The organism is Exiguobacterium sp. EF_C8 (assembly GCF_054956715.1).
This window is the reverse complement of record NZ_CM143264.1, coordinates 2,712,488-2,736,078: the sequence shown is the minus strand read 5'-3', so window position 1 is coordinate 2,736,078 and position 23,591 is coordinate 2,712,488. Positions and strand designations below refer to the sequence as shown.

Sequence of the window (23,591 nt, the reverse complement as noted above, 5' to 3'; positions counted from 1 at the left end):
GATGTCATACCCCTTTCGTGTAGGTGCGTCTAGGTGTGGGTACTGTCGTGAGGTGGAAGTCGACGAAGCGACGCATAAGCAAGAAGGCTGAGCCAAATGAAATAAAATCCACTCGGTCTGACGAGAACACTTTCCGTGAATTGGAGTAACCCGAGCCAGCTGGCTAGCAAGAGCGCGAGGAAAGCGAGATCCGTCGTCTGAATGCGAAGCAGTCGATAAAACAGATACAGAAAGACTGCACCGTACAGCAGACAACCAATGAGACCGAATTCGTAGAGAAACGTGATCGGTGTGCTGTGAAATGTATAAAGAATCCGTTCCCCGAGTTGTTCCTGCAGTCCACGCGGGGCACTTCCAATCCCGTGACCGAACCAGAGCGCGTCAGCGGAAGCGTGCCATCCTGCTTGCCAAAGCGTAAATCGTCCGTTAAGACTGAGCAGACGGGGAAGCAGACCTTGAAATGCGAAGACGGCACATAAGATCAGGCTTCCTGTCACATAACAGGCAGCTACCTGCATCCGGCGTCTCGTTCCCGGAACCATTCGAATACTCGTCAAGAGTGCCAGGAGGACGAAGGAGTAGATTCCTGTCTGCGAACCGCTCCTTAGCAAAGCAATGACGATCAGGAGTAAGAAAACAGCGTGCAGAAGACTTTGCCAACGTGGAAACTGTCGCAGTAGATAGACCCAAGCAAGCAGTCCTCCCGGAACGAGCCACGCTGCGAACGTATTCGGATTGTTCATCAGTCCAGCAAGGCGAAGGAATGAACCTTGCTCTCCGACATACAGCTGAGGAAACGACAAAGGACCGATTCGAAGCCATTGTAGGTTTTCGACCGGAACATACTCTGTGCCAAACGAGACGATGAGTGCGTAGGAAGCGAGAAAGACGGCTTGTCCGTAAAGGAAGTAATACAGAAGACGATGCCATTGATCGATCGATGTACGTGAGAGCGAAGAGACGATGCCGACGAAAAGCCAAGTCGAAATGAGGTAAAGCGAAGCAAGGACACGATCCGTATTCGCGTTAAAAAAGAAAAATACAATATGAAATGTCAGATAAATCAGAAAAATAAATCCGATTTGATGTCCAGTTGTGCGATTGACGCGATAGAACGGTCGTAAGATGAACCAACAGACGCTGAACAGAACGATGTAGGCAGGAAGCAACCAAAGTGACCACTGTTTAGGTAACACTTCGTCCGTAAAGGATAGAGGACGAATCCAAGCATCGAGCATGATCCAAATGACTAGGATGGATAAGGCAAACGATGTGGGTATATTGACTGATTTTAACATGATTTCTAAAGACTATCCACCCTTCATATAGGACTTATTACCGATTCAAATACTTTTTAATCGTCAAATTTGTATTTACCCTCATATTTTAAAAAATCATGCATACCAATGAAAAAATATTAAGAAAAACGCAATCATTTTTTCGTGAATCGCGTTTTTTTTGTGACATGAATTCCTGCTGTGAACTCGCGTCACGCAAACGAGATAGCTACCGAAAAAAATATAATCATTTTCACCAAGCTCTAATTGTTTTGGAATTCGATTGGAAATAAGGTGTAGACATAACCAATGTCCATCCATTCGGTCAAGCTAGAAAGAGGTGAACAACAGTGAGCTCGATGCATCAAAGAAAAACCTTTGGAGATCATCTGACGACACTCCGACGCGGCTGGTGGCTACTGGCACTCTTCACGATGCTCTTCGCAGGTGCCGGATATGCACTCAGCACGTATGTCATTCCGAAGACATATGAAGCGACGGCCTACATCCTCGTCGTTCCTCAAGCAAACGCAGAGGCGACATCGACGCCGACACTCGTCAGTACCTATCAAGATATCTTGCGAAGCCCAGAGGTCGTCGATCAGGTCGCCCAAAAGATGAACGTCACCGACAAGCGATTATTCGATTTGACGGATCGTCTGACGGTCTCGAGCAATCTCGATTCGCAAGTCATCGCCTTATCCATCACGGATCGTTCAGCGGAGCAGGCAGCCATTCAGGCAAATACGATGACGGAAGTCTTCCAGGATTATCTCCCGCAACTGATTAACACGAGTAAGACGGAAGTCTTCTCCAGTGCACGAATTCCAACAAAGCCCGTATCCCCGAACATTTTGATGAATACGGGAATCGGTGGTGTCCTTGGTTTAATGCTCGGACTCCTGATCGTCTATTCGCGCTCGTTAAGCAAAAAAGAAGTGACACGTGAAGCGACCGACAGTTATCCGAAAGTCATTCCCCGGACGCACTCATGAGAGAGGAGAGGAGACACCATCATGCAGCATTCCCCGCTTACCCCGTATCGTCGGCAGTTGAAGATTGGACTCCTTCGCCTGATCGACGCCGGAGTCATCGCACTCGCAACCGTAGTAACGTTCTACTTCTTTAATCCGCTCCATCTCACCGTCAATTTCGAGTTACAGGATGCGCTCGAAATCGCACTCATCCAGTGGATTGCCCTCACCTTCGTCGCTCATTGGATGCGTTTCTATCAAATCATCTGGCGCTACGCGAGTTTACGTGATCTCGCCGTTCTCCTCGTCGTCGTCCTTGCCAGCAGTTTCGTTTTACTTGGTCTTGAATATGCGTTGTTCGACTTTGCGGTCGAACGGGCGATCTTCTTGCAGACAGGACTCGTCTTGAACGGTGTCTTATTCGTCCGGTTGTTGATTCGTGGCCGTAGTCTCAGACTCGTTCCGGAGCATAAGACGCTCGGCAAACGGACGCTAATCATCGGTGCCGGAGCTTCCGGACAGATGATCACGAAAGAACTGAAACAAAAGAAATCGCATATCTTAAACGTCGTCGGATTACTCGATGACTCGCTTGAACTACGCGGGATGCGAATTCACGGTGTTCCTGTCATCGGAGCGATCGAGCAACTTGAATGCATCATCGAGGAACAAAAGATTGAAGCGGTCGTCCTCGCGATCCCGTCCTTATCGTATCCGCGACGAATCGAACTGTTGAATCGAATTAAACAGACGCAAGTCGAGGCGCATACGTTACCGATGCTCGTCGAGCTCGCTTCCGGTAAGGTCTCGATTCAACAAATCCGTGAAGTCTCAATCGCTGATTTACTCGGACGGGAACCAGTCGAGCTTGATATCACGGAAATCGAACGAAGCGTGCATGGAGCGACGGTCCTTGTCACCGGTGCCGGTGGATCAATCGGTTCCGAGATTTGCCGGCAACTGATTCGTTTTCGTCCTGAACGACTTGTTCTTCTTGGACACGGTGAAAACAGTATCTACCTGATTCGCCGGGAACTCGAGTGTCTCAGTCAGGATATCCAGTTCGAATCCGTCATCGCCGATGTACAGGACAGTGACCGGATGCTTGAAGTCATGCGACGCTTCGAACCGGACCTCGTCTATCATGCGGCAGCCCATAAGCACGTCCCGCTGATGGAGGATAATCCGAGCGAAGCCGTCAAGAATAATATCTACGGAACACGTAACGTCGCCCGAGCAGCAGAAGCGGCTGGAGTCAAACGCTTCGTCATGATCTCGACCGATAAGGCAGTCAACCCGACGAGCGTGATGGGCGCGACGAAACGAATCGCTGAGATGGTCATCCAACAGATGGCAAGAAATAGCGAAACGACGTTCGCCGTCGTCCGGTTCGGCAACGTCCTCGGAAGCCGCGGTTCCGTCATCCCACTTTTCAAGGAACAAATCGCGAAAGGTGGACCGATCACGATCACCGATCCCCGGATGACACGTTACTTCATGACGATTCCGGAAGCGAGTCGTCTCGTCATTCAAGCGAGTGTCCTCGCAAAAGGTGGCGAAGTGTTCGTCCTCGATATGGGTGAACCGGTCCACATCACGACACTTGCGAAAAACTTGATTCACTTGAGTGGATTTACGGAAGAACAGATCCCGATCGTCTACAGCGGGATTCGAAAAGGGGAGAAACTCTACGAGGAACTGCTCGCTCGTGATGAGGTGCATGACGAACTCGTCTTCGATAAGATCCTCGTCGGAAAGACACGCCCCTTCGGCTCCGTCGATCCGTACTTGCGTGAGATCGCCCAAGCGCTCGATCGGGACGATACACTTCGCCAGTATTTATTAGAAGCGACGAACGAAACCGATGCCGATCCAGTCGCACCGACGATGCGGATCGCTCGTAAATAGAGAGGGGGGGAGAACGATGAAAACGGTTCGGCTGTCTCGCTTCAATCTCATCTTCATTGCAGATACAGCATATTCGTTACATCAATGGATGATTTTGACGCTCCTGATCAAATGGAGTACGCCGCTCAATATCGGCTACTTCAATTACGCCCTTGCCATCACCGCACCAATCGTCATGTTCTGTTGGCTGAATGCCAGTACGATCCTGACGGCAGAACGGGCTGGACTGACGAACTTCTGGCTCTTCATCAAGACCCGTTTTTCGCTCCTCTCGGCAGGTGTGTTCGTCCTCCTTGGTGTCTATTATTTCTTCGGTGAAGCGAACATCTTACTGCTGACGTTACTCGTCTATCTCAATAAATACATGGAGTCGTTCGCTGATCTCGGATACGGCTTCTTACAGGGACACACTGCCTTCAAGGAAGTCGCCATTTCGAAGATTTGCCGCAGTCTCTTGAACGTCTCAGGCGCAGCACTCGTCCTCTTTACGACCCATTCGATCCAGGGATTCGTCATCGCCTTGATCACTGGGAACTTGATCATGTTACTCGTCTACGATCTCCCGACGATTCGCCGGGTCGGTCGTGGTTTTGACAATCAAGCGCTCGACTTACGATATCGATCCGGTAAGGAGCTGTTCCTTAAAGCAATGCCACTCGGGTTCGTCGCTCTCCTGATCGCCTTGAACGCAAACATCCCACGATTATTCGTTGGACATGCGATTGGAACGGAAGAGCTCGGATATTATGCAAGCATTGCCTATCTACTCGTACTCGGTAGTCTGTTCATCCACTCTTTGATTGCTGTCTTATTGCCGAACTTCTCGTCAGAGACTGGAGAACGCCAAAGTTTACCGGAACTGCGCAAGCTGACATGGTCGATGTTACTGATGACGAACGTCGTCGGGATCCTCCTGATTCTTGGAGCAATCTTCTTCGGAAAGTGGGGTTTGACGATTTTCTACAATGCGTCGTTCGTCAAATATCATCTGATTTTCGTCTTGATGATGGTCGCGTCGTTGTTCTTCTATAATTCGACCGTCATTCAAGCACTACTGACCGGCTTCCAGCAGTTTCGAATCCAGACACTCTCGATCTTCGGCAGTGTCGTCGTCAATCTCGTCGCTTGTAGCCTCTTGATTCCGTTGTACGGACTATACGGAGCGACGATTGCATACACACTTTGCGCAGTCACTCAGATCGTCCTACTGTTACCCGCGCTCTATCGCTCCTTGTATCCACGAAACGTCGCCCTCGTCGTCGAACAAAGCAGTTAAGGAGGGAAGAAGATGCGACCAATTCTCTTACTCATCGTCATTGAAGCGCTCGTTTGTCAATTCGCCCGGTCGCTCTTCCCGGACACGTACGTGACCGCCTTGCTGCTCATCAACTCGGTGTTGTTTCTCTATTACCTACTCCGCCAAGCCGAGACGACGCCGCTCTATCTTGTCTTCATCACCGCTTTCTTCGTCCGATTGGTTTTGATGTTCATCGATCTCGAACTGTTCCGCTTACCACCGCACAGTGGGGACGATACGGAAGCCTTTCATCTCGAAGGTGTCCAAATCTTCACCGACCCGTCGACCTTCAATGATGTCGTCCGCGGCACCTATTCCAAGTTTCTCGGAATCTTCTATCTGATGTTCGGACCGGAACGAATCCTAGCTCAGTTCTTCAACGTCATCCTCGGCGTCGTCGCCGTCGTCATTCTAGCAAAGACGTTACAGCGGTTACGTTTACCAGAACGATACGTCTTCGGTGCAACACTCATCTTCGCGTTCTTCCCGCAAGGATTGTTGCTCTCACCGATTCTCTTACGGGATCAGATCGTCGCTCTTGGTATCGTCTATACGCTTTATTACATGGTCCGCTGGACGGAAGAGAAGTCCAGCAGACATATGGTTCTCGCGTATCTCGGCTACTTCGTCAGTACGATGTTCCACTCCGGTCTTGCCGTTGGAATCGTCGTCTTACTCGTCTACTTCTCGTTTTATAGCCATGAGACACGACACATGGACTTTGAACCGACGAAGGTACAGCGACTGATCTTCCAAGTGCTCGTCGTCGGCTTTATCGTCTACAGCTTCCAGGACGTCTTGTTCGCGAAGTTCACCCACGTCTCGGAAAACGGACAGTTGTTCAGCGGGATGAGCTACGATCGCGGCGGCTCCGCTTACTTGAATGGATTGACGGTGACAGGTCCAGGCGACATGATTCTCTACTCACCGATCCGGATGATCTACTTCCTGTTCTCACCATTCCCGTGGCAGTGGTCGAGTGTCATGAACATCCTGATTTTCTTCCTCGACGCCGTCTTCTATTTCATCGGTTGTTTTGCCATCGTTCGGTCGTTCAAACTGATTCGTCAGCATCCGTTCGGCAGCGTCCTCTTCTTCTTTTTCCTTCTTTTTGCACTCAACGCGTTGATCTTCGGTCTTGGAACCGGCAACGTCGGAACGGCCATCCGACACCGGTATAAGTTGTTCCCGATGTTACTCATCGTCTACACAACCGTTCACTACATGCGCCTGCAAGCGCGCCACTACTTCGAGGAGGTCGAACACCGTGCCGAATAAAACGATCTTAATCACTGGTATCGCAGGCTTCATTGGATTTCATGCCGCACGCCGTTTCATCCGGGAGGGTTACCGGGTCATCGGACTCGATGAAGTGAACGACTATTACGACCCGACGTTAAAAGAAGCCCGGCTCGCTGAACTCGGCACGAATTATACATTTTACCGGGTCTCACTCGAAGAGACGGAAGTCGTCGCGCGAATCTTTGAACAAGAATCAATTGATCTCGTTCTCCACCTGGCAGCGCAGGCAGGCGTACGCTATAGCATCGACCGACCCGATGTCTACATGACATCAAACATCGTCGGTTTTCTCTCGATTCTAGAAGCCTGTCGCCATCATCCCGTCGAGCAGTTGATCTACGCTTCATCGAGTTCCGTCTATGGATCGAATACGAAGATGCCGTTCGCGACGACGGACGCCGTCGATCATCCGCTAAGTCTTTACGCCGCCTCGAAAAAAGCAAACGAATTGATGGCACACACCTATAGCAGCCTTTACGGCATCAAGACGACAGGGCTTCGCTTCTTTAGCGTCTACGGTCCATGGGGGCGCCCGGATATGGCACTGTTCAAGTTCACAGAGGCAATTGCGAAGGGCGAACCAATCGATCTCTACAACTACGGCGAGATGGGACGAGACTTCACCTACGTCGACGATATCATCGAAAGCATCTATCGTCTGTTCCAGACTGAACCGGAAGTCGACGCGACGTTTGACGCGTCAAATCCCTTACCGGATCGTAGCAACGTCCCGTATCGCGTCTACAACATCGGTAGTCATAGCCCGATTCGCTTAAGTGAATTCGTCGCCTTGATTGAACGACGCCTCGGTAAGACGGCGATCAAGAACGGGATGCCGTTACAGCCGGGTGACGTCCCGGAAAGTTTCGCCGATGTCTCCTCACTATTCGAGACAATCGGCTACCGACCACAGACGACGGTCGAAGCTGGTGTCCATGCATTCATCGACTGGTACGAGAGCCATTACTTGATGAAGGAGGAAATCCAAGATGGCGCTTAAAGAGAATATCTACTATCGCTCTCCAATCTTCATCCAAAATTGGCTGACCTCGTTATACGGTCGGAAGTTGATGCAAGAACGCTACGGTCGCTTCTATGAGCAAAAGATGAAGGAGCTCCGGATGAAGGACCGGACGCGGGATTACCAAGCGGAACAACTCGACCGTCTGAATGCGTTCCTTGCCTTCGCCGTGGCGCATACACCGTATTACAGACAACTCTTTCACGAACATGACATCCAGTTACCGTTTACGTCACTCGAGCAGCTGAAGACGATTCCGATCCTTGAAAAAGAGACGCTTCGCCAAAACAATGATGCGTTCATGTCCCGTGTCGATGCGCCGGTTCGCGGACGGACGGGAGGGACGAGCGGAAAGTCACTCCAAGTCGCCTTCATGCGAGAAGATGTACAGGAACGGATGGCCCATCTTGATTACTTCAAGGAACTCCACGGTTTCAAGGCCGGAATGCGCCGGGCAAGCTTCACCGGTCGGACGCTGACAGCCGTCGATCAAACGAAACCGATCTTCTGGCGGATGAATCGACCACTCAATCAATTGTTACTCTCGATTTTTCATATGAAAGAAGAGAACTTCCCAGCCTATATTGAAGAGCTGAATCGTTTTCAACCACGCGCACTCGACGGAACACCGACGGCGATGGTCGAAATCGCCCGTTATATGCTGAAGCACCACATTCAACTGGATATCCCGCTGATCGCCATCTTCCCGACATCCGAAACGGTGACGGAGGAGATGCGCTCCATCCTCGAGGAAGCATTCGGTGTCCCGGTCTTTGATCAATACGGTTCCTCGGAAGGAGCACCAATCATCTCGGAGTGCCGCCATCATAAACTGCATCTGCACCACGAAACTGGCATCATCGAACCGTATGGAGAGGACGGAGAAGTCGTCGTCACCTGTTTTACGACACGCGGCACACCGCTGATTCGTTACCGGATCGGTGACCGGATGACACTCAGTGACGAGACATGCGGCTGCGGATTAAATGGTCCCGTCATCGCCTCGATCGATGGTCGGGGAACGAGCTACATCGTCAGCGAGAAGCGTGGCAAAGTCTTCGAAGGAGACATCACGACGATTGCCCGGGAGCTACCGAACTCAGTTCTACGACTCCAAGTCGAACAGCATGCGCTTAATTATGTGACACTCCGCTATATTCCGGATGCGAAACGTTTCCAACCGAAGCACGAACAGATTCTCTTGAACGAGATGCGCAAGTTACTCGGCTCCGACATGAAAATCGTCCTCGAACCAGTCGAACACGTCAAACAAGAGCCAAACGGAAAAACGTTGATCGTCAAACAGTCGATGAAATAGGAGGAACCCAACATGAACAAGGCAGTCAAACACATCGTAGATACGACAGCAGCCCATACTGGTGCACTTCCCATTGCCAACCGTTCGATTGCCGTCGTCGGACTCGGCTACGTCGGACTTCCCGTTGCCGTTGCGTTCGGTGAAAAGACGGGCGTGATCGGCTTTGACATCAAGGAACAACGAATCCAAGAACTTCAAGAAGGCATCGACGCGACACTCGAACTGAGTCCCTTCACGTTGAAGAACGCAACCGTCGATTATGTCTCAGATCCATCGGCACTGCAGGCGAGCGACTTCATCATCATCGCCGTTCCGACCCCGATCAATGCACAGAACCAGCCGGACCTGACACCACTCTTACGGGCGTCGCACCTCGTGGGTCGCCAACTCAATAGAGGCGACATCGTCGTCTACGAGTCGACCGTCTACCCTGGAGCTACGGAAGAAGATTGTATCCCGGTTCTTGAAGAAGCGTCCGGCTTATGCGCTGGTGTCGACTTCTTCGTCGGCTACTCACCGGAGCGAATCAACCCGGGTGACCATGAGCACACGTTTAAAACGATTAAAAAAATCGTCTCCGCCCAAGATGAACAGACACTGGATATCGTCGCGGAAGTTTATGAAGCCGTCGTCGAAGCCGGTGTCCACCGTGCCTCATCGATCAAGGTCGCGGAAGCAGCAAAAATCATTGAAAACACACAACGCGACCTCAACATCGCCTTGATGAACGAACTCGCAATCATCTTCGACCGGATGAACATCGATACGCTCGAAGTCCTCGAAGCAGCCGGTACGAAATGGAACTTCCTCCCGTTCCGTCCGGGTCTCGTCGGCGGTCACTGTATCGGTGTCGATCCGTTCTATCTGACGATGAAGGCGGAGTCACTTGGCTACCATCCGGAAGTCATCCTTGCCGGTCGCCGGATCAACGATACGATGGGGCGTTTCATCGCCACAGCGCTCGTTAAGAACTTGATCAAACAGAACATGCCGGTGCTCGGTGCCCGGGTCACCATTCTTGGATTATCGTTCAAAGAAAACGTCAGCGACATCCGCAACTCGAAAGTTGCGAACCTCGTTCATGAAATCGAAGAGTTCGGAATCGACGTCCAAGTGACGGACCGACTCGTCGAAAAGAGTGAGGCAAAACGTGAGTACGGGATCGACTTACTCGAGATGAGTGAACTCAAACCAGCCGACGTCGTCATCTTTGCCGTCTCACACGAAGAATACGTTGAAGGTGGTTGGAATCTGGCACAACACTTACTAAAGGTCGGTCGCGGCATCGTCGTCGACATCAAAGGCATGTTGCCACGAGCAGAACAACCGGAGGGGGTCCGCGTATGGCGCCTCTAAAAATCCTTCAAGTCTGTGCTCTCGATACGACGGCAGAGACGATGTTGCAGCCGCTCTTACTCGCTTTGCAAAATGCGGGGCACGACGTCGGCATCGCCTGTGCCGACACGGGTGCCTCGGTGAAACTGGCAGCAAAGGGATTCCGGATGCATGACATTCCGATCGAGCGGCGAATCGACTGGACGAGTAACTGGCGGACGATCCGTGAAATCACGCGAATCTTGAAAGAGGATGGTTACGACGCCGTCCATGTCCACACACCAGTCGCCGCTGCCCTTGGACGGGTCGCCGCCAAACGTGCCGGGACGAAGCATATCGTCTATACGGCACACGGTTTTTACTTCCACGAGAAGATGGGGCGGATGACGTATCAGCTAACGTATTCGGTCGAAAAGTGGTTGGCACGTCTCGCGACCGATTATCTGCTCCTTCAAAGCGAGGAAGATTATCAACTCGCCCAGCGCAAACGCTTTAAAGCGAATACCCGGCTGATGCATCTCGGAAATGGAATCGACTTGACCCGCTTCTACCCACGACCACGTGAAGCCGGAGCGCCGTTTACGTTCTTATTCATCGGTCGGATCGTCGAAGAGAAAGGAATTCTCGAACTGCTCGATGCATTCGAGGATGTCGTCTATCGTCACCCGGAAGCCCGTCTCGTCATTGCCGGTGAGATGATGGCAAGCGAGCGCGATCAGACGACGAAACACTTATTCTTACGGCGGATCCGCGAGATTCCAAACGTCGACTACCTTGGATTCGTCGAAGACGTACCGGGTTTGTTCCAACAAGTCGATGCCTTCGTCTTACCGTCGCATCGTGAAGGCGTACCACGATCAATCATCGAAGCGATGGCGAGCGCAAAACCGGTCATCGCGACAAACATCCGCGGCTGTCGTGAGGAAGTCGTCGAGGGGAAGACAGGCTATCTCATCGAAGTCCGCGATATCACGAAGCTTGCCAAACGGATGAACACACTCGTCGAACATCCTGACCGTGCCAACGAGATGGGACGGAACGGATTTGACCGTGCCATGAAACATTTCAACGAAGCCGACGTCATCAAACGACAACTTGATCTCTTTTCAGCTATGTAAAAGGAGGACGTCATCATGAAACGCACATTCGACTTCACGGTTAGTCTTATCGCTATCTTGATCCTGATTCCCGTCTACGCCCTCGTCGCCTTAGTCATCTATACGAAGCTCGGTCGTCCGATTTTCTTCAATCAAGTCCGCCCAGGTTACAAGGGGGAGTTGTTCAAAATCTACAAATTCCGCACGATGACGAACGAAATGGATGCTGAGGGAAAACTTCTCCCGGATGCAGACCGGATTCCCGCATCACTCGAGTGGATTCGTCGCTTAAGCCTTGATGAGATTCCGCAGTTCTTTAACATCCTTCGCGGACAGATGAGCTTCGTCGGGCCGCGTCCGTTGCTCGTCAGCTACCTGAACCACTATACGAAGGAGCAGATGACACGGCATGATGTCCTTCCTGGTCTGACGGGCTGGGCGCAGATTCATGGACGGAACGCGACGACGTGGCAACAACGACTCGAGCAAGATCAATGGTACGCAGCGAATCAGACATTCCGACTCGATCTCTACATTTTGATCAAGACGTTCAAAATGGTCATCTCGTCAGAAGGGAACTCGACGGCTCATCAGACTGGGATGGGTGAGTTCAAGGGTCTCGACGGAGGTGTTCCCCATGATGTCGTTAAGCGATGAACGGTTAATCCGGGATCCGCGCGAATGGGATGCACTCGTTGCGACCTATCAGCTCGATTGTTACTACGAACATGCTTACTTCGAACTCGCGAAGGAACACGACGAGATTCCTGAGTTATTTTATTATCCGACGGAGTTTGGGACGTTGATCTATCCGTACTTGCGGCGACGGATTCCAGGCACACTCTTTGAAGATATCACGACACCTTACGGCTACGGTGGTCCTTCCTTCAAAGGCATCTGGTCACTCGATCAGATTCGCGAAGCGCGCGAGCGATTCGAACGCTATTGCAATGAGACGGGAATCGTCACAGAGACGGTTCGCTTCCATCCACTCTTGCACAATCAAGAACTGGGTCAATACTGGTGTCATCAAACGGAGATCCTACAGCCGACCGTGACACTCGAACTAACGGACCCGTTCGAGATGATCGAAAACGACTTTTCGCAAATGACGCGACGCAACATCCGGAAGGCACGTCGCGAAGGCGTGACGATTCGTCTGGGACGCCCGGAAGAATACCGGGACTTCGCGCGTCTCTATCAGATGACGATGGACAAACATCAAGCCGATGCCCGGTATTACTTTGATCAGACCTACTTCGATCACTTCGCGGACGGACGAATCAAAAATGTCCTGTTGCTTGCTGAACATGACGGACGGATCATCGCCGGATGTATCGTCTTGACTGGTCGCCAGTTCGCGCATTATCATCTCGGTGCTTCCGATCCCACGTCGTTAGCACTTCGACCCAACCATCTATTATTCGCGGAGATGATTCGTTGGGCAAAACAAGCCGGTTTTCAAGCGCTTCATCTCGGTGGAGGCACGACACGATCGAATACGGATAGCTTGCTTGCCTACAAACGATCCTTTAGTGCGAATCAAACGTTTTTTGGACTCGGTACGTCGATTCTTGATGCCACGATCTATGAGCGTCTAACGCGACAATTCGAACGACAACATCCGGAAACTCAAATGGGTCACTGGTTCCCGCTCTACCGAACACCGATTCGTCATCTGTCATCTCGAAGGGAGGAAACATCATGAAACACATCCCACTCTCCATCCCGCATTTAAGTGGTCAAGAAGCCCGTTATGTCACCGAGGCACTCGAGACGAACTGGGTCGCCCCTCTTGGACCAAATGTCGATGCCTTTGAACGAGATATGCAAGCGTACACGGGTGCTAGTGCAACGCTTGCGACGAGCAGTGGGACAGCAGCGATTCATCTGGCGCTCGCGACACTTGGTGTCACGACGGGGGATGATGTCTTCTGTCAGTCCTTGACGTTCATTGCCTCGACGAATCCGATTCGGTATGTCGGAGCGCGACCTGTATTGATCGACTCGGAAGAAGAGACCTGGAACATGTCGCCCGTCGCACTCCGTCGGGCCTTGATCCAGGCGGCAACGCGTGGTCGACTTCCGAAGGCTGTCATCGTCGTTCATCTGTACGGTGTCGCCGCGCAAATCGAGGAGATTGCTGCGATCTGTGAAGAGTACGATGTTCCGTTGATCGAGGATGCTGCAGAATCACTCGGGACTCGTGTCAACGGGCGGATGACCGGAACGTTCGGAACGTTCGGTATCTATTCGTTCAATGGCAACAAAATCATCACGACGTCAGGCGGCGGAATGCTCGTCGCAAATGATCCGGCTCTGATCGAACGTGCCTTTTATCTCGGAACACAGGCGCGACAGCAGGTCTTGCATTATGAACATACGGAAGTCGGCTACAATTACCGGATGAGTAATGTCGCTGCTGGGATCGGACGGGGACAGCTTGAGGTTCTCGATCAACGCGTCGATGCACGGCGGAAAATTTTTGATCGCTACGACCGTGCCTTTGCCCCGGACAGCGTCACGTCGCAAGTCGAACAGCCTGGAACGTTCGCCAACCGCTGGCTCAGTGCCTTTCTTTTACCGGGTGGTCAAGCGCAACGCGATGCGATGATTCAGACACTGCAACAAGCGAATGTCGAGTCTCGCCCGGTCTGGAAACCGATGCACTTACAACCCGTCTATCGCGACGTACCATTCGTCACAGCAGAAGGGGTTGACGTCAGCCGTCGCTTGTTTGAAGACGGTATCTGTCTTCCGTCTGCTTCACAAATGACGTTCACTGAACAAGCCGTCGTCATCCGAAACGTTCGTCATGCTTTACAGACGACCGTACGCCGGAACGTCCAGTCATGAATATATGGGAAGGGGACATCGTCATGCGCGATATGGAGGAAGCGATCCACGCACTCCGTCTCGCTGCGAACGGGAAGAATGAATTGACGGCCAATACCTATTTCCGCTGGCAACTCCACACCACTCATCCAAGCGTCGCGGAAATCCTGATGCTGTTTGGATCGTGGCAAATCGCCTTGGAACGAGCAGGCATCGGGCATGCCCGCTTGACGTTCACGAAATCGGAAATCATTGACGCCTTGCGTCAGGCACGGGAGGAACTCCATCCTTTCACGAGTGCGACGTACCGCGAATGGGCACAACAGAAACAAGCACCAAGCCTGACGGATATCGTCCATCAATTCAACTCGTGGCAGCAGGCATTGTCAGAAGCGGATATCTTAAAGGAACGCGTCCAGGAAATGGAACAACGGATCATCGAGTCATTACTGGAAGCGCAAGGGGTCTTGCCGGTCTTGACGAGTCAGACCTACACGAAGTGGGCGGCTGGTCAAAATCGTCCGACTGTCGCAACGATTGCCCGCCGGTACGGCTCTTGGTCAAACGCACTTGAAATCATTGGGATCGAATTCCCGCGTAAACGCTGGCGGGAAGAAGAAGTGCTCGAAGTACTTGCTGAAGCCGCACAAGAGACGGAGCATCTGACGATCGCAAGTTATCAACGGTTCAGTATCGGACGTGATGCGCCAAGCATCGGAGTCATCACTGCCTTGTTCGGTAGCTGGCGCAATGCTTTACTGGTACTCGAAGCACAACGACCGTCCTGAATTGAAATTGAAGAAAAGGAGAATGGGTGATGAAGAAATGGAAATGGATCGTACTGACACTTACGGGGATTTGCCTGCTCCTTCTCTTTAGTTCAGGCGGATATGTGTATCATAAAGCGAGTCAGACGCTCAAAGAAGTCCAGGTACCGGTCAAAGCAAGCGTTGAGACGGAAAAAGCCGTTGAGCAGAAAAAAGGACTCTCGTTTCTCTTACTCGGCGTCGATCAACGAAAAAATGAGACAGGACGGAGTGATACGATCATCGTCGTGACGATTGATCCGAAAACGAATACCAGTCAGATGATCAGCATCCCGCGCGACTTAAAGACAGACATCATCGGCAATGGTTCGAATGATAAAATCAACCATGCCTATGCCTTCGGTGGTCCACAGATGGCGCTTGATACGGTCAGTCATCTGTTAAAGATTCGAATCGACTATTTCGCTGAGATCAATCTAGCGGGTTTTACGGATCTCGTCAATGCGGTGGATGGGGTCAGAGTCAAGAACGATATCAATTTTTCGTACTATGAGATGCAGTTCCCAAAAGGAGAACTATCATTGAACGGGAAGGAAGCACTCGCCTATGCCCGTATGCGGCACGATGATCCACGTGGGGACTTCGGACGACAAATCCGCCAACGGCAAGTCGTTCAGGCAGTCGCCGATAAGATGACAGAAGACTTCTCGATTCGTCGTTTCAACGCTATCCTCGATGCCCTCGGGAAAAACGTCAAGACGAACGTACCATTTTCCGTTGCCCGGACGGTCGCGACGGACTACCGGGATGCCTTACGCAACGTCAAGACCTTGTCGTTTGACGGATCAGGAGGCATCGAATCGGACGGCATCTATTACTGGCATCCGACGGATAAGTCGTTAAAAGAAGTTCAAGCTCAACTGCAGGAAGCGCTCAAATGATTGGAATGGAGAGGAAATTGCGATATCAGGACTGATTGATAACGAAACGAACGCTACTCTCATCCGCGCTTTCCTCAGGCGGGAAATCAGCCGCGGCAACCAACATTTCATGCTGTTTGCCGGGTCTGATTCATCCCTGACGAAAGTACCAATGGCACTTTCTTTTCCTGTAGGAGTCGCGGATGAACGATAGCGTTCTCCATCAATCAAAAAAGATGCCCATCTCCGATTCATAACTGGAAATAGACATCTTTTTTGATGAATCGATTAGCATGTCACGACGAGCGGATCGTCCGAAGCATCGAGAATTTCATCATCGTATAGAGGAAATAGACAACAGTCAGAACGGCAGCCCCACTCCATAACCATTGATATGCGGAACTAAAGTAGCCGAATCGAAGACCGATCAATGCCGGTACGATCAACGTCAACCAGCTTAATACGAGGGCAACGCGGGCAGTGATCGCATCAATCGGGCGATTCATTCCCATCCCGAGGAAAAACAGGCTCCAGAGCAATACCCAGAACAACCATGTCACCCCGCCGATGATGTCTGCTGTCGTGAAGCTGACAAATGCATAAAATAAAGCGGCGATCGCAACGAACAAGGAAAACCAACCGACACCGCTTCCGTCGAGGTTAAATAAGAACGTGATCCCGACATAAACATACGTAAAGGCAAACAAATAAATACTCGCGTACCCGAACGTCAACGCTGGATCACCTGCAGCACCGATGACAAGATACGTTGCGATGAACGTTTGCAGTAGACCCGTGATGAGACTGAAGACACCAGCGCTACGGAGATCGACTTTTCCAAACAAGGTCAAACTATTTAAAAAGAGCGCAACGCCCCCAAATAATAAACTGACATTTCCCACGTAAAAACTCTCCTTCATTAAGACGTCAGACGTCTGATTCTAATTTCAACTCTAAGATGAATTCGTTTTCAGCGCAAGTATAATTTGAAGGAAAAAGAAAACAGTCTGGCTCCCGAAACGGAAAACCAGACTGTTGATGAGTCGATTATTGATTTAAGACGGAGCGAAGTGTCGTCTCGGTTTGGGACAACGTTCCTTTCAGTGTGACGAGACCATATCGTGTCGATCCTTTTTTGATGAAGAAGACACGTGTGTAACCAGATTCCGGTGTGTAACCAGTCTTGCTCGCATAAACACGTGTATCTCCTGGAAGCGACGTATTCGTATGATACCACGTCAATGTCCGTGCATACGGTCCTTTAACGGTCGTCTGATACGACTTGCGTCCACTGATCGTCATGAGCGTGCTGTACTTCGCATATGTATTCGCGAGTTTTTGCATATCAGCAGCTGTCGTGTAATGACTTGGATGATAGAAACCGTGTGGGTTCATGAAATGGCTCGCACTCATTCCGATTGAACGGGCGCGGTTATTCATGTACGAGACGAACTTCGATTCAGAACCAGCTGTCCGGACGGCGATCGCTTTTGCTGCATCGTTGCCAGAGCGGATCAGCATCCCGTTCAAGAGTTGGCGCATCGTCACTTTGTCGCCAACACGGAAACCCGCTACGCTACTGCCAGCAGGGACAGATAACATCGCAGACGTCAGGGTGAACGTTTGATCGAGTGTGCCTTTACGCACTGCTTCGTCATAAGCGACGATCCCCGTCAATAGTTTCGTTGTACTCGCTGGGTAACGGCGAACGAAACTTTCTTTCGTCAATTGATAACTTGACGATCCAAGCTTAAAATACCGCATCGACGCAACAGGATAACTACCACTCGATGGTTTTGGACTGCTCGTCGTCACTTTTCTAGCGACTTGGTTCGACACATAGTAGTAATTGGTCGTACCTTTGACCTTATACCAACCGTTCGAATACGAAACCGCATTGAACTTCGAGTTGTAAGGTGCGAGTCGCTTGATATTCTTTGACGATGCCGTGCTTGGGGATGTTCGGACGTTCGCTCCAGCTTTCGAGTAGACGACGATTTTGTACGTCTTCACTGAACTACTTGATACTTTTTGAGCGACCTGGTTCGATAGATAACGATATGTACCTCCGTCCTTGATCTTGTACCAGCCATTCGTATACGAGACGGCTGTGAATTTTGCCTTGTACGCAGCACGTCTTACAATCGTTGCGGACGAGGCGGTACTCGGCTTCGAGCGGATGTTCGCTCCAATTGTCGAAGTGACGACGACTTGGTAACTGGCTGCCTGAGCCGGAATGGCGGGAAGACACAAAGCGAACAATAATAAGAGCGTAAGACTAGTACGGAGCAAGCGCTTCATAAAAACTCATTCCCTCCTTGTTCAAATATGGTTTTATCATAAAACAAAAAAAGGAAATTCACTTCTTTTCAAAAAAAGGAATTTGATGCCTGTAAAGGGCTGTTTCTCATCTTTTCGTGTCAATTAACGTATCATAGGGAATATAAGCAACAGTCGAAAAGGAGGAGTTCATATGAAATTAGCCGTCATTGGCTTAGGGGATATCGCTCAAAAAGCCTATTTACCGGTCTATGCTGAACGATCTGATATCGAGGTATATTTGATTTCACGAGATGAAGAGAAAGCAAAACGATTGCAAGCAGACTATCGCTTTGCGGGGACATACGCGACGTTTACTGATGCTGTACAGGAAGGAATCGACGCGGTCATGATCCATTCAGCGACCGTCGTCCATGCCGAGCAAGCGCGACAAGCGCTAGAAGCAGGAATCGCCGTCTACGTTGATAAACCAGTCTCGATGGAAATCGAAGAGATTCGTGAACTGACTCGTCTGTCAGAGGAGAAACAGTTACCGTTCATCACGGGATTCAATCGACGCTTCGCTTCAGCGCATCAGCGCTTACTTGAAGTAAATGATCCGAATCTCGTCCTCATGCAAAAGAATCGGACGTCGTTCATCGAAGACGCCAAGCCATTTCTGTTCGATGATTTCATCCATGTCGCGGACACGCTTCGCTTTTTGACGGGACGTGGTGAGATTGAAGACTTACACGTCAAGAGTAAGCAAGACGAAAGCGGGCTACATCACGTGACGATTCAATTCGTCTCAAACGGCATCACGGCAATCGGTGTCATGAACCGCGATAACGGTATGACGGAAGAACGCGTCGAAGTGATGGGACCGGAGGAAAAACGGGTCGCAACCGACGTGACGACACTCGATCAATTGACGAAGCAAGGAACGCTCCGGTATCCGCTCGATAACTGGGAAGCGACATTAAAGCGACGCGGGTTCGTCGATATGTTAGACGCGTTCCTTCGAACGATCAAGGGGGAATCGTCCGAATCGGTCGTAGCGTCTGATAGCCTCGCGACACATGAATTATGCCAACAGGTGTATGAACACGTTCAAGCTGCGCGCTGAGTAGGAATCGTCAAAAATGCCGCTTCACTCGAGGATATTCTCTCAAGTGGAGCGGCATTTTAGCGTTTACTTCTTTGATAGTTGTTTGAGTTGATAAATCCGCTTACCGCTCGGTCCTTCGAACGTCACACGAAGTGTCGAGCGGGCGAAGCGGTAACTGACTTGTCCTTCGGATAAGTTAATACGAGCAGAGAAATCCGGTTCAAAACGAATGATCTCTTCGTCGTTTCGCAGTGCGTCCGGGAGACCGAACTGCTCAAAGCGAATCATCGCGATGAATGTGTCCTGCTCGTCAAAAGACACATGAATACGTCCGGTTCCGTCGAACGGCTCGTCTTCGAGTATACTTCGTTCGACTTCATACGTACCTTCGAACTGTTTGACTTGCTTCAACATCTCTTTTGCACTGAGGGCAATGGCTTCTGCCCTTTTTCGAACAGGATGATCTGTTGTGAGTTGAAGACGTTCGATTGCTTCCGCTGTTTTTAAGACATCACGCAGTTGATAACCAGCAAGCTGTCGTTCAAGCTGAACCATCAGCTGAGCAGCCGGTTCATCGATATCTTGTTCCGATCGTTCGACGGCACGGGTGTAGGTTTGCTGCTCGAGCTGTTCTTGAATCCTAGATGTTTCTGGCGAACACGCCATCAGAAGACAAAGAGGCAGACAAAGGAGCACTCGTTTCATGAAGTCACCTCCGTTCGATTAACATCAATGATTTGAAGATGATCCGTATGCACTTTCAGACGATAATGGACGCGATACGTCACAGGTTCTGAACCGTTTGCTGTCGCAATTTGGTACGTTTCTTGTGTACGTAAATGATACGTAACTCCCTTTGACGTGAATTTTTGGAATGTCACGGCGAGAACACTTGGAGCGACAGGGGCATCAACGGCATTCGTTATACGATGGAGATGCTTGAACTCTGATTCAAAGACGTTCAAAGTCGTGAACTGGATCGCAGAAAACGTCTCGATGGAATCGTATTTCTTCGAGAATGTCGCAAGCTCCGGAATCGTCCGAGTATATTGACGGACGAAGCGAAGGACATCATAGGACGTTGGAGGACGGTCTTTCGAGTACGTTTGATTGTACGCTGTTTGTTCATCGGACCATTCCGAAAGCGCGAGTGCTTCGACACTAGATGTCGGACCCGCTTCAGGGGAAACGGGATCTTGTAGCGAATACCACAGGAAACCGGCTCCTCCGACGAGAAAGAGCAAAAGGCAGGTACTGATGAGCCAAGTCCGTGAAGTGGACGAAGTGGGTGGTTCGGCGAGTTGTTCTTTCTTGATAACAGGATGTTGGCAATGCGAACAAGTCGTATCGTGTTGACGAAGTGGTGTTCCACATAACGAACAGCGTTCCATGGGATAAGACCTCCTGTGTATGTAAAATGAAATGTCAGATAAGGGAATGGTAATTTGAAATTAGTATCATCGTAACATTAATTGGAAACGCAATCAAAACTTGATATGAGATTTTTGAAGGGAGAGCTTACAGATGGAACGTCACTTGATTTTAATGGATGCGTTCAAAGGTAGTATTTCTTCGAAGGAGGCAGCAGAAGCCGTCACGTCTGGAATACTGGCACATGATCCAACCGCGATCATCGATTCCTCACCTGTCGCGGACGGTGGGGAAGGAACGCTTGAAGTCTATCTCGCGCTTGGATATGAGGAAAAGACGACCATGACGATTGATCTAGCAGGTCGTCCGTGTGAAGTACAGTATGCCGTAAAAGATTCAGACGCCGTCATCGAAGTCGCGCGTATTTGTGGACTGCCGATGCGACAAAGCGGAGATAATCCTGTTCGAGTGAATACGCGTGGCGTCGGGCGTTTGATGGAACAGTTACGCAATCAAGGAATAACACGTATTCGACTGGCGTTAGGGGGGACAGGTACGACGGATGGGGGACTTGGTTTACTCGCGGAAGTCGGTTGTCGTCTTCAAGATGCCTCGGGTAAGCCGATTTTGTTTTGTACAAATCCGTTACTTGAGACGCAAGCCATTCATTGTTCAACGTATCCGGTTCAGCTGGAAGCCCTCGTAGATGTGACAGCTCCCTATCATGGTCTAGATGGTCCGGCTTATCTGTTTGGTCCACAAAAAGGACTGCTTCCGGATGACATCATAAAACTCGATCAACAACTCAAACAGATTGGAAAGTTACTTGGATTAGAGGGCGTCAAAGGAGCAGGGGCAGCCGGCGGACTCGGTGGAGCCGTGTATGCGCTTGGTGGACAGATAGTTCCGGGCGCATCGATGATCTTGCGACACCTTCGTGTAGCAGAGCGGATGCAACAAGCGGATTATGTCTGGACAGGGGAAGGACGGGTCGACCGTCAAAGTCAAATCGGTAAATTGCCAGGTGAGGTCACGCGGATGGCGAGAACAGCTGGCGTTCCTTGTCTGATCCTTGCAGGAATCGTCGAAGAAAACATCCCGCAGGCACTTGATTGTCGATCGATTCATGTCGATCAGAAGATCACCCTCGACCCGGAACAGACGAAAACGCGTATACAGGAGCAAACACGTAAATGGCTCGAGGAACTTTCACTGAAACAGGGATGAAGTCGGAAAAGTTTGGGTAAATAACTGTATATTGCCATACTTTTAGAGAAAGTAGGTCATCCTATGATCAATCAATCGATCCAATTATCGTTTCGCCAAGTCCGAGCGCTTGTCGAACATACTTTGCTGTTATTCAAAGAGCTCGATCAACAATTAGCGAATCGTGGATACGAACCAGTCCTACCGGATGTCGTTCAAACGGAACATGGTTTGAGCATCCATCAGACGAAAGAGAGTGCGGAGTCACTCGTTCCACATTTCCTGACGCGGACGTATGTCCGACAACAGGAAAAAACGAACCAACATGGATTGCTGATCTCTGTTCAATATACGCATCCTCTCCATGAACGATTCGATCCCATCGTCCTCGTCGGCGATGTGACATTCAAGCAGGTGAAGCATGCCCACAAAATCTTGAGTGAGAAACCGTGGCTCCTGAAGTATGCTGCCTTTGAATCGACGATTGCGCAAGAGTTCGTCGCCGATGGTACACGATACACGACGCAACCGATTGAAGAAATCGAAGAGCTGATCGTCTGGGGGCATCCGTTCACGGAAATGCGCGATATCGATGATGTCAAACGATTGGCGGAAGAGATGATCAGTCGTCATCTTGAGCCAGGAACAACATAAAAATAAGCTTCCGTTCCTTCAAGGGAGAAGGAGGGAAGCTTACCTTTTAGACTTGAACGAGCAATCGTTCGATCGCTGCCGTCAAATCCGTTGGATTCGTTTTTGGAGAGAACCGCGTCACTTCTCCATCACGAGTCACGAGGAATTTCGTGAAATTCCACTCGATGTCTGTTGTACCGTCCGTCGTCGGTGCTTGTGCTTTCAGTTCTTCGAATAACGGATGTGCTTGCTCACCGTTGACATCGATTTTTGAGAAGACGGGGAACGTCACGCCGTAGTTGACTTGGCAGAACGACTGAATCTCCTCGTCCGTTCCGGGGTCTTGGTTCGCGAACTGATTACATGGGAAACCAAGTACGGTCAATCCTTGCGAACGATAGTCTTGATGCAATTGCTCGAGTCCTTCGAACTGTGGCGTCAAGCCGCATTTACTGGCTGTATTGACGATCAGCCATGCTTGAGCTGGGTAGTCACTTAAGGATGCCGACGTTCCGTCGACGCGTTGAAATGAATGATCTTGTAACATATCAATTCCCCCTTTTTAAGTACTTCTCTAGTGTAACAAATCCGTTTTCCTGTCGTCTGCTATCATTACTTGCGTGATGACAGAAACATCACAATCAAGTATCAACGACGCATTTGATGTCAATCTTTGTTACGATGAAAAGGAATATGGAAGGAAAGGAGAGATGCCACATGAGAAAAATGTTGAAACAATCGCGGTTCGTCATGATCGCGACGCTTTGTCTCGTCCTCGTCGGAAGTTGTATTACCTTATTGACGCTTGGATTCGAACGCGATATTGTGATTCTTGTTTCTGGAGTGGTTGCCCTATGGGTGACGATGCTAGCTCCTTTGACGGTCCATGCCAAAATGAATCAGCAATCATAATTCTGATTTGCTTATGAAACCGCAGAGCGATTCGATCTAAAAAGGAGCTCC

23 protein-coding genes are annotated in these 23,591 nt (G+C 50.4%); 17 read left to right on the top strand and 6 right to left on the bottom strand.

Annotated features, from left to right (window positions below; translation table 11 throughout):
- Positions 1-29 precede the first annotated feature (29 nt).
- The gene (locus tag ACY2IG_RS14420; protein ID WP_329469195.1) at positions 30-1,298 is read right to left on the bottom strand and encodes an O-antigen ligase family protein; all 1,269 of its coding nucleotides are present in this window, start codon (positions 1,296-1,298) and stop codon (positions 30-32) included.
- A gap of 338 nt (positions 1,299-1,636) precedes the next feature.
- Between ACY2IG_RS14420 and ACY2IG_RS14415 the strand changes: the two genes are divergently transcribed.
- Genes ACY2IG_RS14415 through ACY2IG_RS14355 form a run of 13 tightly spaced genes read left to right on the top strand, consistent with a single transcriptional unit; the run spans position 1,637 to position 16,072 of the window.
- Complete coding sequence (locus ACY2IG_RS14415) at positions 1,637-2,272, top strand: YveK family protein (protein ID WP_231496901.1); 636 nt, start codon at positions 1,637-1,639, stop codon at positions 2,270-2,272.
- 21 nt (positions 2,273-2,293) lie between these two features.
- A complete protein-coding gene (locus tag ACY2IG_RS14410; protein WP_035410399.1) occupies positions 2,294-4,159 on the top strand; it encodes a polysaccharide biosynthesis protein in 1,866 nt (621 codons plus the stop codon).
- A gap of 16 nt (positions 4,160-4,175) precedes the next feature.
- On the top strand, positions 4,176-5,435 hold the full coding sequence (locus ACY2IG_RS14405; protein WP_462618091.1) for an oligosaccharide flippase family protein: 1,260 nt from the start codon (positions 4,176-4,178) through the stop codon (positions 5,433-5,435).
- A 12-nt stretch (positions 5,436-5,447) separates the two neighbouring features.
- Positions 5,448-6,734, top strand: coding sequence for a hypothetical protein (locus ACY2IG_RS14400; protein WP_462618090.1), 1,287 nt, complete (start codon positions 5,448-5,450; stop codon positions 6,732-6,734).
- The gene (locus ACY2IG_RS14395) at positions 6,724-7,758 is read left to right on the top strand and encodes an NAD-dependent epimerase (RefSeq protein ID WP_035410391.1); all 1,035 of its coding nucleotides are present in this window, start codon (positions 6,724-6,726) and stop codon (positions 7,756-7,758) included. Before ACY2IG_RS14400 ends, ACY2IG_RS14395 begins: the two co-directional genes overlap by 11 nt.
- On the top strand, positions 7,748-9,097 hold the full coding sequence (locus ACY2IG_RS14390) for a phenylacetate--CoA ligase family protein (protein WP_462618089.1): 1,350 nt from the start codon (positions 7,748-7,750) through the stop codon (positions 9,095-9,097). Before ACY2IG_RS14395 ends, ACY2IG_RS14390 begins: the two co-directional genes overlap by 11 nt.
- A 12-nt stretch (positions 9,098-9,109) precedes the next feature.
- Positions 9,110-10,453 carry a nucleotide sugar dehydrogenase gene (locus ACY2IG_RS14385; RefSeq protein WP_462618088.1) on the top strand — a complete coding sequence of 448 codons (1,344 nt, stop codon included), beginning with the start codon at positions 9,110-9,112 and terminating at the stop codon, positions 10,451-10,453.
- Positions 10,441-11,550 carry a glycosyltransferase family 4 protein gene (locus tag ACY2IG_RS14380; protein WP_035410382.1) on the top strand — a complete coding sequence of 370 codons (1,110 nt, stop codon included), beginning with the start codon at positions 10,441-10,443 and terminating at the stop codon, positions 11,548-11,550. Before ACY2IG_RS14385 ends, ACY2IG_RS14380 begins: the two co-directional genes overlap by 13 nt.
- A 15-nt stretch (positions 11,551-11,565) precedes the next feature.
- Positions 11,566-12,186 (top strand): sugar transferase, encoded by a 621-nt coding sequence (locus tag ACY2IG_RS14375; protein ID WP_462618087.1) that lies wholly within the window; start codon positions 11,566-11,568, stop codon positions 12,184-12,186.
- Complete coding sequence (locus ACY2IG_RS14370; RefSeq protein WP_462618086.1) at positions 12,167-13,237, top strand: lipid II:glycine glycyltransferase FemX; 1,071 nt, start codon at positions 12,167-12,169, stop codon at positions 13,235-13,237. The genes ACY2IG_RS14375 and ACY2IG_RS14370 overlap by 20 nt, the downstream gene beginning before the upstream one ends.
- Entirely contained in the window at positions 13,234-14,385 is a 1,152-nt protein-coding gene (locus ACY2IG_RS14365; RefSeq protein ID WP_462618085.1) for an aminotransferase class I/II-fold pyridoxal phosphate-dependent enzyme, read from the top strand. Before ACY2IG_RS14370 ends, ACY2IG_RS14365 begins: the two co-directional genes overlap by 4 nt.
- On the top strand, positions 14,382-15,152 hold the full coding sequence (locus ACY2IG_RS14360) for a hypothetical protein (protein WP_462618084.1): 771 nt from the start codon (positions 14,382-14,384) through the stop codon (positions 15,150-15,152). The genes ACY2IG_RS14365 and ACY2IG_RS14360 overlap by 4 nt, the downstream gene beginning before the upstream one ends.
- A gap of 29 nt (positions 15,153-15,181) precedes the next feature.
- Positions 15,182-16,072, top strand: coding sequence for an LCP family glycopolymer transferase (locus tag ACY2IG_RS14355; protein WP_462618083.1), 891 nt, complete (start codon positions 15,182-15,184; stop codon positions 16,070-16,072).
- Between the two features lie 275 nt (positions 16,073-16,347).
- On the opposite strand, the gene ACY2IG_RS14350 is transcribed toward ACY2IG_RS14355, so the two are convergent.
- Positions 16,348-16,953, bottom strand: coding sequence for an AmiS/UreI family transporter (locus ACY2IG_RS14350; protein WP_290752698.1), 606 nt, complete (start codon positions 16,951-16,953; stop codon positions 16,348-16,350).
- A gap of 145 nt (positions 16,954-17,098) precedes the next feature.
- Positions 17,099-18,352, bottom strand: coding sequence for an SH3 domain-containing protein (locus ACY2IG_RS14345; protein ID WP_329469177.1), 1,254 nt, complete (start codon positions 18,350-18,352; stop codon positions 17,099-17,101).
- A gap of 172 nt (positions 18,353-18,524) precedes the next feature.
- On the opposite strand from ACY2IG_RS14345, the gene ACY2IG_RS14340 reads away from it, so the two are divergent.
- On the top strand, positions 18,525-19,436 hold the full coding sequence (locus tag ACY2IG_RS14340) for a Gfo/Idh/MocA family protein (protein WP_462618082.1): 912 nt from the start codon (positions 18,525-18,527) through the stop codon (positions 19,434-19,436).
- A 66-nt stretch (positions 19,437-19,502) separates the two neighbouring features.
- On the opposite strand, the gene ACY2IG_RS14335 is transcribed toward ACY2IG_RS14340, so the two are convergent.
- Complete coding sequence (locus ACY2IG_RS14335; protein WP_290752690.1) at positions 19,503-20,123, bottom strand: hypothetical protein; 621 nt, start codon at positions 20,121-20,123, stop codon at positions 19,503-19,505.
- Positions 20,120-20,809, bottom strand: coding sequence for a hypothetical protein (locus tag ACY2IG_RS14330; RefSeq protein WP_462618081.1), 690 nt, complete (start codon positions 20,807-20,809; stop codon positions 20,120-20,122). The genes ACY2IG_RS14335 and ACY2IG_RS14330 overlap by 4 nt, the downstream gene beginning before the upstream one ends.
- 133 nt (positions 20,810-20,942) lie before the next feature.
- On the opposite strand from ACY2IG_RS14330, the gene ACY2IG_RS14325 reads away from it, so the two are divergent.
- Together ACY2IG_RS14325 and ACY2IG_RS14320 are read left to right on the top strand one after the other, a co-directional pair.
- Complete coding sequence (locus ACY2IG_RS14325; RefSeq protein ID WP_462618080.1) at positions 20,943-22,016, top strand: glycerate kinase; 1,074 nt, start codon at positions 20,943-20,945, stop codon at positions 22,014-22,016.
- Between the two features lie 63 nt (positions 22,017-22,079).
- The gene (locus ACY2IG_RS14320; protein ID WP_462618079.1) at positions 22,080-22,649 is read left to right on the top strand and encodes a hypothetical protein; all 570 of its coding nucleotides are present in this window, start codon (positions 22,080-22,082) and stop codon (positions 22,647-22,649) included.
- A 46-nt stretch (positions 22,650-22,695) separates the two neighbouring features.
- Here ACY2IG_RS14320 and ACY2IG_RS14315 read toward each other — a convergent pair whose 3' ends face one another.
- Positions 22,696-23,175 carry a glutathione peroxidase gene (locus ACY2IG_RS14315; protein WP_035410348.1) on the bottom strand — a complete coding sequence of 160 codons (480 nt, stop codon included), beginning with the start codon at positions 23,173-23,175 and terminating at the stop codon, positions 22,696-22,698.
- Positions 23,176-23,345: 170 nt separating this feature from the next.
- Between ACY2IG_RS14315 and ACY2IG_RS14310 the strand changes: the two genes are divergently transcribed.
- Positions 23,346-23,540, top strand: a complete 195-nt coding sequence (locus tag ACY2IG_RS14310) for a hypothetical protein (protein ID WP_023469379.1) — start codon at positions 23,346-23,348, stop codon at positions 23,538-23,540.
- The last annotated feature ends 51 nt before the right edge of the window (positions 23,541-23,591 follow it).

Bases quoted from the DNA above. Each gene is read 5' to 3' on its own strand.
- ACY2IG_RS14405 (WP_462618091.1), top strand. From the start codon at position 4,176: ATGAAAACGGTTCGGCTGTCTCGCTTCAATCTCATCTTCATTGCAGAT.
- ACY2IG_RS14330 (WP_462618081.1), bottom strand. From the start codon at position 20,809: ATGGAACGCTGTTCGTTATGTGGAACACCACTTCGTCAACACGATACG.
- ACY2IG_RS14310 (WP_023469379.1), top strand. From the start codon at position 23,346: ATGAGAAAAATGTTGAAACAATCGCGGTTCGTCATGATCGCGACGCTT.
- ACY2IG_RS14380 (WP_035410382.1), top strand. From the start codon at position 10,441: ATGGCGCCTCTAAAAATCCTTCAAGTCTGTGCTCTCGATACGACGGCA.
- ACY2IG_RS14365 (WP_462618085.1), top strand. From the start codon at position 13,234: ATGAAACACATCCCACTCTCCATCCCGCATTTAAGTGGTCAAGAAGCC.
- ACY2IG_RS14420 (WP_329469195.1), bottom strand. From the start codon at position 1,298: ATGTTAAAATCAGTCAATATACCCACATCGTTTGCCTTATCCATCCTA.
- ACY2IG_RS14335 (WP_290752690.1), bottom strand. From the start codon at position 20,123: ATGAAACGAGTGCTCCTTTGTCTGCCTCTTTGTCTTCTGATGGCGTGT.
- ACY2IG_RS14355 (WP_462618083.1), top strand. From the start codon at position 15,182: ATGAAGAAATGGAAATGGATCGTACTGACACTTACGGGGATTTGCCTG.
- ACY2IG_RS14390 (WP_462618089.1), top strand. From the start codon at position 7,748: ATGGCGCTTAAAGAGAATATCTACTATCGCTCTCCAATCTTCATCCAA.
- ACY2IG_RS14325 (WP_462618080.1), top strand. From the start codon at position 20,943: ATGGAACGTCACTTGATTTTAATGGATGCGTTCAAAGGTAGTATTTCT.
- ACY2IG_RS14360 (WP_462618084.1), top strand. From the start codon at position 14,382: ATGAATATATGGGAAGGGGACATCGTCATGCGCGATATGGAGGAAGCG.
- ACY2IG_RS14375 (WP_462618087.1), top strand. From the start codon at position 11,566: ATGAAACGCACATTCGACTTCACGGTTAGTCTTATCGCTATCTTGATC.
- ACY2IG_RS14415 (WP_231496901.1), top strand. From the start codon at position 1,637: ATGCATCAAAGAAAAACCTTTGGAGATCATCTGACGACACTCCGACGC.
- ACY2IG_RS14340 (WP_462618082.1), top strand. From the start codon at position 18,525: ATGAAATTAGCCGTCATTGGCTTAGGGGATATCGCTCAAAAAGCCTAT.
- ACY2IG_RS14345 (WP_329469177.1), bottom strand. From the start codon at position 18,352: ATGAAGCGCTTGCTCCGTACTAGTCTTACGCTCTTATTATTGTTCGCT.
- ACY2IG_RS14385 (WP_462618088.1), top strand. From the start codon at position 9,110: ATGAACAAGGCAGTCAAACACATCGTAGATACGACAGCAGCCCATACT.
- ACY2IG_RS14315 (WP_035410348.1), bottom strand. From the start codon at position 23,175: ATGTTACAAGATCATTCATTTCAACGCGTCGACGGAACGTCGGCATCC.
- ACY2IG_RS14400 (WP_462618090.1), top strand. From the start codon at position 5,448: ATGCGACCAATTCTCTTACTCATCGTCATTGAAGCGCTCGTTTGTCAA.
- ACY2IG_RS14370 (WP_462618086.1), top strand. From the start codon at position 12,167: ATGATGTCGTTAAGCGATGAACGGTTAATCCGGGATCCGCGCGAATGG.
- ACY2IG_RS14410 (WP_035410399.1), top strand. From the start codon at position 2,294: ATGCAGCATTCCCCGCTTACCCCGTATCGTCGGCAGTTGAAGATTGGA.
- ACY2IG_RS14320 (WP_462618079.1), top strand. From the start codon at position 22,080: ATGATCAATCAATCGATCCAATTATCGTTTCGCCAAGTCCGAGCGCTT.